The sequence below is a fragment of the Sporosarcina ureae genome, assembly GCF_029267015.1.
GTDB classification, from domain to species: domain Bacteria; phylum Bacillota; class Bacilli; order Bacillales_A; family Planococcaceae; genus Sporosarcina; species Sporosarcina ureae_D.
In genome coordinates, this window is sequence record NZ_JARIEA010000070.1 from 53,863 (window position 1) to 68,279 (window position 14,417).

16 protein-coding genes and 1 other annotated feature are annotated in these 14,417 nt (G+C 41.2%); of the genes, 15 read left to right on the forward strand and 1 reads right to left on the reverse strand.

Annotation, left to right across the window (positions count from 1 at the left end; translation table 11 throughout):
- The first annotated feature begins 2 nt into the window (after nucleotides 1-2).
- The 11 genes from mutM to Q7P97_RS11635 all read left to right on the forward strand — a co-directional run bounded on the left by mutM (nucleotide 3) and on the right by Q7P97_RS11635 (nucleotide 9,861).
- A complete protein-coding gene (gene mutM / locus Q7P97_RS11585) occupies nucleotides 3-875 on the forward strand; it encodes a bifunctional DNA-formamidopyrimidine glycosylase/DNA-(apurinic or apyrimidinic site) lyase (protein ID WP_303969330.1) in 873 nt (290 codons plus the stop codon).
- Nucleotides 876-887: 12 nt separating this feature from the next.
- Complete coding sequence (gene coaE, locus Q7P97_RS11590; protein ID WP_303969331.1) at nucleotides 888-1,487, forward strand: dephospho-CoA kinase; 600 nt, start codon at nucleotides 888-890, stop codon at nucleotides 1,485-1,487.
- 129 nt (nucleotides 1,488-1,616) lie between these two features.
- Nucleotides 1,617-2,639: a glyceraldehyde-3-phosphate dehydrogenase gene (locus Q7P97_RS11595; RefSeq protein WP_303969332.1), complete on the forward strand. Its 1,023-nt coding sequence runs from the start codon at nucleotides 1,617-1,619 to the stop codon at nucleotides 2,637-2,639.
- 116 nt (nucleotides 2,640-2,755) lie between these two features.
- The gene (gene nrdR, locus Q7P97_RS11600; RefSeq protein WP_085426533.1) at nucleotides 2,756-3,223 is read left to right on the forward strand and encodes a transcriptional regulator NrdR; all 468 of its coding nucleotides are present in this window, start codon (nucleotides 2,756-2,758) and stop codon (nucleotides 3,221-3,223) included.
- 33 nt (nucleotides 3,224-3,256) lie between these two features.
- Complete coding sequence (locus Q7P97_RS11605) at nucleotides 3,257-4,618, forward strand: replication initiation and membrane attachment family protein (protein WP_303969333.1); 1,362 nt, start codon at nucleotides 3,257-3,259, stop codon at nucleotides 4,616-4,618.
- Between the two features lies 1 nt (nucleotide 4,619).
- A complete protein-coding gene (gene dnaI, locus Q7P97_RS11610) occupies nucleotides 4,620-5,561 on the forward strand; it encodes a primosomal protein DnaI (protein WP_303969334.1) in 942 nt (313 codons plus the stop codon).
- Nucleotides 5,562-5,664: 103 nt separating this feature from the next.
- Nucleotides 5,665-5,895 (forward strand) — a binding site (T-box leader).
- Nucleotides 5,896-5,941: 46 nt separating this feature from the next.
- Nucleotides 5,942-7,876, forward strand: coding sequence for a threonine--tRNA ligase (gene thrS / locus Q7P97_RS11615; protein WP_303969335.1), 1,935 nt, complete (start codon nucleotides 5,942-5,944; stop codon nucleotides 7,874-7,876).
- Between the two features lie 479 nt (nucleotides 7,877-8,355).
- On the forward strand, nucleotides 8,356-8,862 hold the full coding sequence (infC, locus tag Q7P97_RS11620) for a translation initiation factor IF-3 (RefSeq protein ID WP_143560340.1): 507 nt from the start codon (nucleotides 8,356-8,358) through the stop codon (nucleotides 8,860-8,862).
- Nucleotides 8,863-8,888: 26 nt separating this feature from the next.
- Nucleotides 8,889-9,089, forward strand: a complete 201-nt coding sequence (gene rpmI, locus Q7P97_RS11625) for a 50S ribosomal protein L35 (RefSeq protein ID WP_029052909.1) — start codon at nucleotides 8,889-8,891, stop codon at nucleotides 9,087-9,089.
- A 42-nt stretch (nucleotides 9,090-9,131) separates the two neighbouring features.
- Nucleotides 9,132-9,491 carry a 50S ribosomal protein L20 gene (gene rplT / locus Q7P97_RS11630; protein WP_029052910.1) on the forward strand — a complete coding sequence of 120 codons (360 nt, stop codon included), beginning with the start codon at nucleotides 9,132-9,134 and terminating at the stop codon, nucleotides 9,489-9,491.
- A 79-nt stretch (nucleotides 9,492-9,570) separates the two neighbouring features.
- Nucleotides 9,571-9,861 carry a DUF1294 domain-containing protein gene (locus Q7P97_RS11635; RefSeq protein WP_085426528.1) on the forward strand — a complete coding sequence of 97 codons (291 nt, stop codon included), beginning with the start codon at nucleotides 9,571-9,573 and terminating at the stop codon, nucleotides 9,859-9,861.
- Between the two features lie 42 nt (nucleotides 9,862-9,903).
- Here Q7P97_RS11635 and Q7P97_RS11640 read toward each other — a convergent pair whose 3' ends face one another.
- A complete protein-coding gene (locus Q7P97_RS11640; RefSeq protein ID WP_085426527.1) occupies nucleotides 9,904-10,284 on the reverse strand; it encodes a sigma-w pathway protein ysdB in 381 nt (126 codons plus the stop codon).
- A 94-nt stretch (nucleotides 10,285-10,378) separates the two neighbouring features.
- Between Q7P97_RS11640 and Q7P97_RS11645 the strand changes: the two genes are divergently transcribed.
- From Q7P97_RS11645 to Q7P97_RS11660, 4 genes are all read left to right on the forward strand, one after another.
- Nucleotides 10,379-10,864 carry a dUTP diphosphatase gene (locus Q7P97_RS11645; protein WP_303969336.1) on the forward strand — a complete coding sequence of 162 codons (486 nt, stop codon included), beginning with the start codon at nucleotides 10,379-10,381 and terminating at the stop codon, nucleotides 10,862-10,864.
- Between the two features lie 122 nt (nucleotides 10,865-10,986).
- Nucleotides 10,987-11,475 carry a helix-turn-helix domain-containing protein gene (locus Q7P97_RS11650; protein WP_303969337.1) on the forward strand — a complete coding sequence of 163 codons (489 nt, stop codon included), beginning with the start codon at nucleotides 10,987-10,989 and terminating at the stop codon, nucleotides 11,473-11,475.
- A 132-nt stretch (nucleotides 11,476-11,607) separates the two neighbouring features.
- Nucleotides 11,608-12,935, forward strand: a protein-coding gene (locus tag Q7P97_RS11655; protein WP_303969338.1) for an IS3 family transposase whose coding sequence is annotated in 2 segments (ribosomal slippage) — nucleotides 11,608-11,980 and nucleotides 11,980-12,935 — 1,329 coding nt in all. Because the reading frame shifts where the segments join, the coding sequence is not laid out codon by codon here.
- A gap of 471 nt (nucleotides 12,936-13,406) precedes the next feature.
- Nucleotides 13,407-14,390, forward strand: coding sequence for a zinc-binding dehydrogenase (locus tag Q7P97_RS11660; RefSeq protein ID WP_303969339.1), 984 nt, complete (start codon nucleotides 13,407-13,409; stop codon nucleotides 14,388-14,390).
- The last annotated feature ends 27 nt before the right edge of the window (nucleotides 14,391-14,417 follow it).

Sequence of the window (14,417 nt, forward strand, 5' to 3'; positions counted from 1 at the left end):
ACATGCCAGAACTACCGGAAGTAGAAGGAGTGGTGCGAGACCTTGCGCCACTCGTGGAAGGACGAACGGTGAAGCAACTATCTGTATCGGATACCGTTGTCATTTCTAAAACAGCTGGAAAAGAAACGATTATTAAAGGGAAATCTGTAGACGACTTTCTTCACGGCATGGAAAACATGCAAATCGAGAAAATTGTGCGTCGTAGTAAATATATTTATTTTCATTTAATGAAAGAAGATCAACCATACTTGCTTGTCAGCCATCTTGGCATGACGGGCGCTTGGTTTGTCGTAAATTCCCCTGACGAAATCACAGAAGAGAAATTTCGCAAGCATGCACATGTCTTTTTAGAAATGGAAGATGGCGGTTTACTAGTCTACTCAGATATACGAAGATTCGGCGAAATGCGCCTTTTGCAGACAGAAGAAGATTTTCCTCCTTTGTTAGAGATGGCACCAGAACCTTTTTCTGACGAAGCACTGGAACATTTTTTATCGATGGCAGAAACTCCGAAATATAAAAGAAAACCGATCAAAGAAGTAATTATGGATGGGAAAGTGATCTCAGGATGCGGTAATATCTACGCTACAGAAGCATTATTCCATATGAAGATTCATCCTGCACGTTCAGCCGAAAGGATTAGCAGAAAGCGCAAAATATTATTATTCGAAGAAATCGTACGCGTTTTGCAAGAAAGCATTGATGCAGGCGGCAGTACGATATCCGATTATCGTTCAGTTAATGGCAATGCAGGTACGATGCAAAATCGGCTGCATATGTATGGGAAAAAAACGTGCTTGGAATGTGATACGTCAACAAAGAGTAAACAGATTGCGGGCAGAACATCTGTCTATTGCCCATCATGCCAGAAATAAGGAGCGATGAACATGATTATTGGATTAACTGGAAGTATAGCGAGCGGAAAAAGTACCGTTGCCAATATGTTGCGTGAAAAAGGATACCCGATTGTAGATGCGGATGTCATTGCGAGAGAAGTTGTAGAACCAGGCAGTCCATTGCTTGATGAGATCCAGCAAACATTCGGTGCAGATGTGTTGCGGGAAGATGGAACGCTACATCGTGAACAGCTCGGAGCAATTGTTTTTGGTGATGAAACAAAAAGGCAGCAGTTAAATGAATTGATGCATCCTGCAATTAGAAGCCAAATGGTCAAACAGAAGGAAGACTATGTGAACCAAGGCTATCAAACTGTCATCATGGACATTCCATTACTTTTTGAAAGTAAACTCCATGACTATGTAGAAAGAATTATCGTTGTTTCTGTCACGAAGGAAATTCAAAAGCAGAGACTGATCGCGCGCAATGAACTAACGGAAGCGGAGGCTGATGCTAGAATTGCCTCTCAATTGGATATGAGCATCAAAGAACAAGGCGCGGATGCGGTGATTCACAACAACGATACAGTGGAAGAAACTCAAAAACAGTTGGAAAATATCCTAGAAAAATGGCAAGCGGTACCCAAATAATTACGTTGGTAAATTAAATTGTAGATTTATGATGCAATAGTGTTGGCATAACGATAATATGTGTTATACTAATGAACGATTAAAGATATAAAGTATAACATATAACATATATGCAGGAGGATCCCTTTCATGACTACAAAAATTGCTATTAATGGACTCGGCCGTATTGGACGAATGGTATTCCGTCAAATTATTAAGGAAGATGATGTGAATCTAGTTGCGGTAAATGCTACATATCCAGCAGAAACTATTGCACATCTTTTGAAATATGACTCAACACATGGCGTGTTCGATGGTGAGATTATAGCGGAAGAAAACGCAATCGTTGTTGACGGTAAACGTGTGCAACTGATTACTGAGCGCGACCCTTCGAAATTGCCTTGGAAAGAACTTGGTGTAGATATCGTGATCGAATCAACAGGCGTATTCAACTCACGCGAGAAAGCTGCACTTCATTTGGAATCAGGAGCGAAGAAAGTAATTTTAACGGCACCAGGTAAAAATGAAGATGTAACAATAGTTCTCGGAGTGAATGACGACAAATTAGATGTTGAAAATCATAGTGTAATTTCAAACGCAAGTTGTACAACAAACTGTTTGGCGCCGGTCGCAAAAGTATTGAATGATGAATTTGGTATCGTAAACGGCCTCATGACAACTGTACATGCGTATACAAATGATCAGAAGAACTTAGATAACCCTCATAAAGATTTACGTCGTGCGCGTTCTTGTGGTGAGTCTATCATTCCAACATCAACAGGTGCTGCAAAAGCTTTGTCTCTCGTACTACCTGAGCTTCAAGGAAAGATTCACGGCTTGGCACTACGTATCCCCACACCGAACGTTTCGCTAGTGGACTTAGTAGTAGACGTTGAGAAAGATGTGACGGTTGAAGAAGTAAACAATGCGTTCCGTAAAGCAGCAGAAGGCTCGATGAAAGGCATTCTTCGCTTTACTACTGAACCACTTGTCTCGATCGACTTCAATACGACAACAGAATCTGCAACACTTGATGGACTTTCTACCATGGTTATGGGTGATCGTAAAATCAAAGTACTTGCTTGGTATGACAATGAGTGGGGTTATTCAGCACGTGTTGTGCAATTGGCGAAAAAAGTCGCTGCTGCATTAACGGACAAAGTAACTTCTTAATGAATGAATCGGCACTTCATCTTACGAGATGAAGTGCTTTTCTATGTCCGTTTGTTGTTGTACGGTTAGTTTCTGTTATAATGAAAAGTACTAATGAATATGCGGAGGAACTAACTATGTTATGTCCAGCTTGTCACTACAACGGAACACGCGTGATTGATTCACGGCCTGCGGAAGAAAACCATTCGATTCGAAGAAGACGTGAGTGCGAAAAATGCAGTTTTCGTTTCACTACATTTGAAAAAGTAGAGCATTCTCCGTTAGTTGTCGTAAAGAAAGATAAGACACGCGAAGAATTTAGCGGTGAAAAGTTGCTGAGAGGGTTAATTCGCGCTTGTGAAAAGCGTGCGGTCCCGATTGAACAATTAAAAGAAATCGTAGTTTCTATCGAAAAAGAACTGAGAAGCTCAGGAAATGTCGAAATAGATTCTGAACAAGTAGGAGAAATGGTGATGGAGCGCTTAGTGGATGTAGATGAGGTAGCGTATGTTCGATTCGCATCTGTCTATCGCCATTACAAAGACATCACAGTCTTTATTGACGAATTACAACAATTACAAAACAGGAAAGATGAACAAAAGTAAGGCGTTTAACTAGAAGGGGAGGCGATTGTCGAAATGCTTTACACAGAGTTGCAGCCTGTCGATTCCTTCGAAGTGAAATTAGCACATCCTTTTTCTGCGTACGACCGACAGATGCTTACATTATTCTATCAGCCACTTATCGGTCCTGAAGCGATCAGTTTATTTATGACGCTATGGACGGATGCGGAGAGCAAGGAACCGCAAGAACATACCCACTATTACTTAATGAATATGTCCTCTTTTCCACTTCAATCTATTTTTGAAGCACGGATTTCATTGGAAGCTATAGGATTATTACGAACGTATAAGAAAAAACATGAAGTAGATAAGCGGTCTTTCCTTTATGAACTATTACCACCGCTTGACGCACCTTCTTTTTTCAATGACCCGCTTTTATCTACATTTTTATTCAGTAAGATCGGGGAGCAGCCGTATCGTCAATTACGTGGCCGATTTTTAGAAGAGCCGATTGCGAAAGAAGAGTATCACGATATCTCAAGAACGTTTTTAGATGTCTATAAACCAGCAAGAGGCGATCAAGCGATGGAATTGACTGCAGGAATGCAGTTTCAAGGGAAAAGTGAACCACCCGGCATACCCTTTTATGTAGCTAATTTTAATTTCGATTTATTTTATAATGGTTTATCTGAACAAATGATCCCTAAAGCTTCGTTACGAACTATTTCTCAGGAAATGATTGCGATGCTAGCTTTCTTGTATTCACTCAGTCCGCTCGATATGCAAAAAGTCGTCATGATTGCGATGGATGAAAATCATCAGCTGACAGAAGAAAAAGTTCGAAAGGCAGCTGCGGAGTTTTATAAGATGAATACGTCAATGCAACCGCCTAAATTGCAGTCGGTGTTTACACAGCCGATTGTCGATGAAGTACCAAAAGAGAACATGAGTCGTGATGAAGAATTACTATTTTATTTGGAACATACACCACCGAAAGAAATGTTGCGCAAAGTGAGTAAGAAAGAACCTTTCCTAGTGGATATCCAGCTCGCTGAACGATTGATCAATTTACACAAGTTTCCGGTTGGCGTCGTCAATGTCTTGTTACAATATGTGATGTTGCGTAATGATGGTAAAATCACGAGTAGTTTTGTGGAACGTATTGCTTCGCATTGGGCGAATAAACAAGTAAATGATGCGAAAACGGCTTTGAAGTTATCCAGAGAAGAACATGACCAATACATGAAATGGCTTAAAGAAGGCAAGCAATCCACACCAAGAAATCGAAAAACAACTAGGGAAGAAAAAGTTCCCGAATGGTTTAACAAGCGTGATAAAAAGAATGAGAAATCCGAAAAAACTAATGATTTCAATGTTGAAGAAGAGCGCCAAAAGTTATTGAAAGAATTGGGGATTCAAGAATCAGAGGTGAAATAACATGGAACGAATTGGAGATGCGATGAAACGAGTAGTTAATGCTCCTTCATTAGCCCAAAAATACGACGAACTTCGAACAGAAGTGATGGAAGATCCAGGTGTCCAACATTTCATTCACGAACATTCAGATGAAATAAACACAGAAGTAGTCAACCGCAGTTTGGGTAAGTTATATGAATACACTACCGCTTCCCATGCTTGTGAGCGCTGTCCGAATCTAGATGGATGCATAAATGTCATGAAAGGCTTTGAGCCGAAATTAGTCATAGCACAGCGCCTTATTGATATTGACTACATCATCTGTCCTACGAAGCAATTGGAAGATGAACGTAGAAACATCTCTAAAATGGTCAATAGCATGTACATGCCTAGAGAAGTCATGGAAGCGCGCTTATCTAACGTTGACTTCCTTTCAGAAGATAGTCGCGTGATCGTTATGCGGGCTGCTAAAGACTTCTTGAATCAAATCGAGTCTACCGGTAAGGTTCCGGAACGTGGATTCTATCTATTCGGTAACTTTGGTATTGGAAAGTCCTTCATTTTAGGTGCGTTAGCGAATGAATTGGCGACTAGACGTATACAGACTGTCGTTGTCTATGTACCAGAATTCCTTCGCGAAATGAAACAGTCCATCCAAAACCAAACACTAGACGAAAAAGTGGAATTCGTAAAACGAGCTCCAGTATTGATGCTCGATGATATCGGTGCGGAAACGATGTCAACGTGGACAAGGGATGAAGTGCTAGGCACCATCTTGCAGTACCGTATGGCTGAAAAGTTGCCAGTATTCTTCACCTCCAATTTTAATTACAATGAATTGGAACACCATCTAACAACGAGTCAGCGTGGAGAAAAAGAGCCTATTAAAGCGGCACGAATTATGGAGAGGATCCGCATGGTCAGCCAACCATTCAAACTCGGTGGCGAGAACTGGCGGGATTAATTATTCAACATGCACGGCTTTGTTGAAATAATTAATAAAATATACTTGCAATTACGCTCAGACTTTTCTATACTATTTACACAGTTCAACATAAATAAAATGTCTAAATGCATCGAAGAGGACAATAATTTATTTTTCACCTATCCAGAGAACAGGGGCATGGCTGAGACCCTTGTAGGCAGAAGGTAAATTTACCACCTCCGAGCAGCATCAGTGAAAGTAAGTAGCTGATGACGGTAACGGCCTGTTAGCCGATCGAAAGCTTCGGTCTTTTCGCTTTTTTGCGAATGGAAGGAAGAAGGGTGGAACCACGAGCTCAAGCCTCGTCCCTTTAGGGATGAGGCTTTTTTGCGTTCAAAAAAAGAAAGGGAGTCATACAAATGTCAGAAAACATTCAATTGAAATTTCCAGACGGTGCAGTAAAAGAATTTGAGAACGGTGTAACAACGGAAGAAATCGCAGGCTCCATCAGTCCTGGATTACGCAAAAGCGCATTGGCAGGGAAGATTGGAGACCAATTAATCGATTTAAAATCTCCAATCCATACAGATGGTGATATTAGCATCATTACTCCAACATCAGATGAAGCATTGGACATTTTACGCCATAGTACGGCTCACCTTTTGGCTCAAGCCGTCAAACGTAAATTCCCAGATGCGAAACTAGGAATAGGTCCTACTATCGATAATGGATTCTATTATGATATCGATTCACCTACACCGATTACAGCTGAAGACTTACCTGAATTAGAAAAAGAAATGAAACGTATTATCGGTGAAAACTTGCCGATCATTCGTCACGATGTATCTCGTGCAGAAGCGGAAAAACGTTTCAAAGAAATTGATGATGAATACAAATTAGAACTTCTTGAAGCGATTCCTGAAGATCAACAAGTCTCTATTTATGAACAAGGTGAATTTTTCGACTTATGCCGCGGAATCCACGTTCCATCGACAGGTAAACTAAAAGAATTCAAGTTATTAAGCATCGCAGGAGCGTATTGGAGAGGGAACTCGGATAATAAAATGCTTCAGCGTATCTATGGAACAGCTTTCTTCAAAAAAGATGAGTTGAAAGAACATTTGCGCATGCTTGAAGAAGCGAAAGAGCGTGATCACCGTAAAATCGGTAAAGAATTGAATCTCTTCACGAATTCACAAAAAGTCGGTCAAGGTCTTCCGTTGTGGTTGCCAAAAGGTTCTACCATCCGACGCGTAATAGAGCGCTATATCGTAGATAAAGAAGAAAGATTAGGTTACCAGCACGTATACACTCCAGTACTAGGAAGTGTAGAACTTTATAAAACTTCAGGGCACTGGGATCACTACCAAGACAGTATGTTCCCTGCAATGAGCATGGACAATGAAGATCTAGTACTACGTCCGATGAACTGTCCGCATCACATGATGATTTATAAAAATGGTATTCATTCATACCGTAACTTGCCACTTCGTTTGGCAGAACTTGGCACAATGCACCGTTATGAAATGTCTGGAGCACTTTCAGGTCTTCAACGTGTACGCGGAATGACATTAAACGATGCGCATATCTTCGTGCGTCCGGATCAGATTAAAGAAGAGTTTAAACGTGTTGTCATGTTGATCATTGAAGTATATAAAGACTTCAATATTAAAGATTATTCATTCCGTCTATCGTATCGCGATCCTGAAGATACAACGAAATATTTTGATGACGATGAGATGTGGGAACGCGCACAAGCTATGTTAAAAGAAGCGATGGATGAGATGGAGCTTCCGTATACAGAAGAAGAAGGCGAAGCAGCATTCTACGGTCCGAAGCTGGATGTACAAGTTAAAACAGCAATTGGTATGGAAGAAACTCTTTCTACTGCCCAGCTTGATTTCTTATTGCCAGAGCGCTTTGATCTCACATATATCGGTGAAGACGGCAAGCAACATCGTCCAGTTGTAATCCACCGTGGTGTCGTATCTACAATGGAACGTTTTGTAGCGTTCTTAATTGAAGAGTATAAAGGAGCTTTCCCTACATGGTTAGCGCCGATCCAAGTTGAACTGATTCCGGTGTCGTCTGACGTTCACCTCGACTATGCGGAAGATGTGAAAGAAAAGCTTACGATGGCTGGTTTCCGAGTAGATGTTGACAGTCGTGACGAAAAGCTTGGCTATAAAATTCGTGAAGCCCAAGTACAAAAAGTTCCGTACATGCTTGTACTTGGTGATCGTGAAATGGAAGCTGGCGAAGTGAACGTTCGTAAATATGGCGAACAAAATTCCGAAAGCATGTCGTTCGAAGCATTTCTTGAGGCAATTAAAGAAGATGTTAAGAAGGACTGATAGATAGAAGAAGGTGTTTGCGGGAGCCGCCCGCAAGCCCTTTAGTAAGTTTAAAAGCGTAACTAGCACTTGCAATGAAAATAATAGTTGCAATAGTAAACACTATGCGCTATACTTAAAAAGTTGAATTAATTCAAACATAACCTATGTATCCAACAACATGATCTACAGAGTTGTTGACAAACGATACGAGACATGGTAATATAAATAAGGTTAACTGAATACAGTTTGTGGTATAAGAAGAGGCTACCCGCTTCTCACCTGATCGACGCAATGTAGTTGTTGCCAGGTTAGCACATTTAGTGATTTCTATGCATACGTGCATAGGTTACTTGCGCGGGTAGACAAATCATAATTTGTCTACTTTTTTTATTTCGTAAAATGGATGGACCTGTGGGACCTTTAAGTCGGACAATCCGACATACCAAAACGTGTATTCACGAGACAATATTCGGAGGTGGATTACTATTAGCAAAGACATGTACGTAAATGATGGTATCCGAGCACGTGAGCTGCGATTAATTGATCACAACGGCGAACAACTCGGTATCAAAACGCGTAATGAAGCTTTAGAAATTGCTGCTCAAGCAAACCTGGACTTAGTTCTTGTTGCTCCACAAGCGAAGCCCCCAGTAGCTCGTGTTATGGACCATGGAAAGTTCAAGTTCGAACAGCAAAAGAAAGAGCGTGAAGTACGTAAGAACCAAAAGATCATCAACATGAAAGAAGTTCGACTTAGTCCAACAATTGATGAGCATGATTTCCAAACGAAACTTCGTAACGGAATCAAGTTCCTTGAAAATGGGGATAAGGTAAAAGCTTCGATTCGTTTCCGCGGTCGTGCCATTACGCACAAAGAAATTGGCCAAAGAGTTCTTGATCGCTTTGCAGAAGCTTGCAAAGAAGTAGCAACTATTGAAGTTAAGCCCAAGATGGAAGGCCGGAGCATGTTCTTAATACTTGCACCGCTAGCCGAAAAACAGTAAGACGAACAATTTAGGAGGAACAGAACATGCCAAAAATGAAAACACACCGCGGTTCCGCGAAACGTTTCAAAAGAACTGGAACTGGTAAATTAAAGCGTGGCCGTGCTTACACAAGTCACCTTTTTGCTAACAAATCTACGAAGGCTAAACGTCACTTACGTAAGTCTTCACTAGTTTCTTCAGGCGATTACAAGCGTATTCGCGAAATGCTAACAAACATGAAGTAAGATCGAACACACACTTATAGGATAAGCAGGAGGTAATGCACTATGCCACGCGTAAAAGGTGGAACAGTAACGCGCAAGCGTCATAAAAAAGTATTAAAATTAGCAAAAGGTTATTTCGGTTCAAAACATAGACTTTATAAGGTAGCAAACCAACAGGTTATGAAATCTTATAACTATGCTTACCGTGACCGTCGTAACAAAAAACGTGATTTCCGTAGACTATGGATCACACGTATCAACGCGGCTGCTCGTGTGAATGGTATTTCATACAGCACATTAATGCACGGCTTGAAAGTAGCTGGCATCGATGTAAACCGTAAGATGCTTGCAGAACTTGCAGTGACAGATGCACCAGCATTTGCACAACTTGCAGAGACAGCAAAAAAATCTGTAGCAAAATAAGATGAACCAAAATCCACTTTCGTTTTCATTCTTATATGGAAATGAAGGTGGATTTTTTTCGTATGGAGGAATGGCTGAAATGGCGCAAACTCTATTGATTTATATGGTAATCCTGTCGATCTGGGCATTCGCAGCAATGGGATATGATAAAAAACAATCTAAGAAGAAAAAGCAGCGCATACCAGAAAGAAATCTATGGTTGCTTGCTTTGCTTGGTGGGGGAGTAGGAGCATACTTTGGTATGCAGTTCTTTCACCACAAAACGAGAAAGACCAATTTTCGTATTGGGTTTCTACTTCTGATGCTACTTGATATTGTAATTTTACTTGCAGCATACGGTGTGAAATTACCGGCTACTGTTATGTTTTGACGTAAAAAAAGGAAATAGTCGCGAGCAACTATTTCCTTCGAATTAGGATTTCATTAACTGTTCAATTGGATTTTTCCAATTGATTTCGGCATATGGATAATACGTCTGAACTTCCGATTCCAGGAAGTGAAAATCTTCTTTTGTCATACCTTGTAATTTAGATTCATTCTTAACCCAAATAAAGATGGAAACTACATCAAATGAATTGGGAGTAGTGCCTAAATACTTCTCACCTTCAAACATTGCACCTTTGTACGTAATGAAGAAGTTTTTACGGATATTTTTGGCGTCATCATAAAAATAATATTGTTCTTTTTCATACGCTTCGTCTAGCTTTCGCTTGGCATCTGTCAAATAGCGAATACCGGCATAAAATAAATAAATGACAAGTGCTATAATGAAGACACGAATTAATAAAATCAATGAAATCAGCTCCTGCAAATTATATAGTACTGTACTATACGGATGAGTAGCATAGAAGGTTTCATTTTAAAGCAAAACGTTGGAGGGAATTCAAATGAAATTACATCAACTATTTGAAATGCAAAGAGCGCTCGATACATACATACAAAAAAATCATCAAACGAATGAAACATTCACAGAAAGAGGTTTGGCACTAATAGTCGAACTTTCTGAGTTGGCTAATGAAACCCGTTGTTTTAAATTCTGGAGCACTAAAGGTCCTTCCGCTAATGACGTCATCTTAGAAGAGTATGTAGATTCTATTCATTTTTTATTATCTTTAGGAATTGAAAAAAACTTTGACGGATTGGAAGAATGGCCTGCAGGGGAAAGTACTGATCAAAACTTGACCCAACTATTCATTCAAACAGGTCGATCCATTTATACATTCTTGGATTCATTAACATTTGAAGATTATAAAAATATATGGGTGAATTACGGTGCACTTGCGAATACGCTCGGATTTACTGAAGATCAAATTATTCAAGCTTATATCGATAAAAATGAAGAGAACTATGCTCGCCAAAGAAGCGGATACTAAGCGGTAACAGTAGGCTTGTCACAAATTAAGCTATAAAAGACATTTCATATAAAAATAAATTGACAAAGAGACTGTTTTGATAATAAAATTAATACAACATAGGTCATACAGGGGGTATTTCGTTGAACGAATGGAGTAAAGATGATTTTGGATTGCGTTTAAAGGCACTGAGAGAACGTCGTGGACTGTCAATGATGGCATTTGGCGCGGCTATTGGTACATCAGCCAGCCGAATTAAAGATTGGGAGCGCGGTAAAAATGCTCCATCTGCTGCATGGATTGCTAAAATTTCAGAGCGTTTCTCTGTTTCTACGGATGAACTGATCATGGGCGAGGTGACTTTTACGCCGTATATCAAAACGACAGGTAATACAGTAGAATCACTCTATGATCGCCTTCGTGAAACGATGAATGTCGAAACCTCAGGCAAGTGGCCAACAGAGACGGACGAGCTATATGCAGAAATTGACGCAGTGAACAAAGAGAAGTATCGCAGCGGTAAAGGACGTCGCTCAGCTGAAAAAGAGCTAATGGAGCTGGCTATCCGTCTTCCTAAGAAGGATGTACTAGAACTACTCGAGCTTGCTAAATATAAAAGACGTACGCTATAAAAATAACCCTAGAAGTTAGTTGAACTGAACCCCAAATGGTAGACACTTTAAAAAAAGTGTCTCCTTTTGGGGTTTTTTCTGTCCCATGGACTAGGTATACTGAAGTTAACTAGTCAGACGGGAGTGTATGAGATGAGCAAAATATTGTTTAATGAACACCAGCGCAGCCTGTTAGAGCGAAATCCAAACGTACAATCCGTTTCGGACCGTGCGATTCAATATAAGCCTGAGTTTAAAATCAAGGCGGTACAGAACTATCAGGACGGGAAAGGCCCTTCTCAAATATTTAGGGAAGCCGGGTTTGATTTGGAAATGATCGGTTCTAAGAAAGCGAAAAGTTCGTTGAGTCGATGGAAAAAGTCGTTGGACGAACATGGAGAAGCGGGCTTCTTTAAGGAACGACGCGGGAAAGGAAGTACCGGCCGGCCCTCCACGAAAGAGACCTCACCTGAAGAAAAATTGAAAAAGGCAGAAGCTCGAATCCAATACTTGGAGGCTGAGGTGGAATTGTTAAAAAAGCTAGAGGAACTCGAAAGGCAGGCGAAGAGAACACATTAACAGCTGGAGAAAAATATCAAGTGATCAATGAAGTGATTCGAAATCATCAACTCAAGGGGATGACATCCCACCTCTGCCAGATCGCCAACGTGGCAAGAAGTGGCTATTACGCCTGGATTGCCCGCACAGAAGCGCACGCAGTTCAGGAAGAGGAGGACTATCGGGATTACCTTCTGCTTAAAAGTATTTACGATGCATTCAACGGAAAAATTGGATACCGTGGACTTTACATGGCTGCGGCAGAATTACTTGAAATCCCGATGAATCACAAAAAAATCCTACGTCTAATGCGTAAGTACAACTTTTTCGCAAAGATTCGCAGAAAGAATCCGTATCAGCAACTGGCGAAGGCGACGCAGGAACACCGGACAGTGCCGAACCGTCTAAACCGTCAATTCGAACAAGACGAACCAGAGAAGGTGTTTGTCACAGATATTACGTATCTGAAAATCAAGACTGGCCAGACCGTGTATCTCTCTTGCGTAAAAGACGTGGCAACCCGCGAAGTGGTGGCACACGAACTCTCGTGCAGTCTGCGTATGGGGATCGTATTAAGGACCTTACGAAAGCTGGAAGCCGCACTAGATGGAAATGTCCATCCGGAAGCGATGATTCATTCAGATCAAGGATTCCATTACACGCACCCCGACTATCAGGAACGAGTTGGCAAGATGGGACTCGTGCAGTCGATGTCACGAAGAGGCAATTGTTTAGACAACGCGCCGATCGAATCCTTCTTCGGTCACTTTAAAGACGATGTTGATTACAAACAAGCAGGCAGTTTACTAGAGCTGAAAATCATGGTGGATGAATACATGGAGCATTATAACTGCACACGTAAACAGTGGGATCTAAAAAAGATGACTCCGGCACAATACCGAAGTCATCTCATCGCCGCATAAGAAAAACGGTTCTTTTTATCACCTGTCCACGAAATGGGGCTCAGTTCAAGTATGCTTCTAGGGTTATTTTTTGTATAATCTAAGGCTTACAATCTAAATCAGGTAAGTACAATGAATTAGTTTGACAGTACGAAGGGATAGAAGCTCCAGTTGGCGGAAGCTTTCCCATGGGCCCGCGGCAAGAGCCGTAACGAAGAACAGCGTTTGCGAGTAAAAGCTCAGCGTTAGGAGCACATCTTTGCATGCGCCGCCTACTTCCGCTTCCCATCCTACGTTGCAAGTGTGGGCACTTGGATCACCGCGAGCCCTCTAGGAAAGCGTCCCCTCCGAAGTGCAAATCCCCAACCCAACACACCGTCAGCCACACCCTTAATTCCCAAATAATTAATAATCAAATAGCGTGAAATGTAGGAATATAGAAAGAAATGCGTTATGATAGAATCGTAGATAAACCCAAGGAGGATGAGTTGATTGAAAGCATTCGTTCATGAAAATGGTGAGTTGCACTATACAGATATCGCCGATCCCTCAGCTGGAAATGGTGAAGTAATCGTCGCATTGAAAACAGCAGGACTCAATCGACGTGATACTGCAATACCCAAACGACGTGGAGACGTCAAAGAACCCTTGGCACTAGGCTCAGACGGCGCAGGCACGATCGAATCAATTGGAGAAGGTGTAACCGGTTGGAATGTTGGAGATGAAGTCATTATCAATCCATCACTTCGATGGTTTAAAGAAAGCGATGCGCCACCAGCTGAATTTGATATTCTAGGTATGCCGGATCATGGTACGTTTGCTGAAAAGATTTGCATATCCTCAGAACAGCTAGAGAAAAAGCCATCACATCTTACGTGGAATGAAGCTGCAGTCATCGCTCTATCAGGGCTTACAGGTTATCGAGCATTGGTGACTAGGGGCCGTATAGAAGAAGGACAAACGGTCTTTATTCCTGGAGCAGGAAGTGGCGTCGCAACGTTTATGATTCAATTCGCAAAGAAAATGGGAGCGCGTGTCATCGTATCCTCAAGAAACGAAGAAAAACGAAATCATGCTATGAAAATCGGTGCAGATAGGGCAATTGATACGAACAGCGAATGGCCAGCAGAACTAAAAGAGGAAACAGTGGATCTGGTGATTGAAAGTGTAGGAAGAGCAACATTTAATCGTTCACTTGAAATTCTTAAAAAAGGTGGTCATATCGTAGTATTCGGTGCAACGACAGAAGACACTGTCGAACTGAATTTACGTGAATTCTTTTATGGTCAGTATTCTTTACTAGGCACTACGATGGGAAGTCGTGAAGAATTACGCGAGATGTTGACTTTGATGGAAGAACATCAAATCCATCCTGTAATTGATTCGGTAATTCCTCTTGAAAAAACAAGTGAGGCATTTACTAAGCTGGACGACAGCGTTCAATTCGGTAAAATCGTTATAGAAATTGCGAAATAAACTATATGATCAGCATAGAAAGGCAGT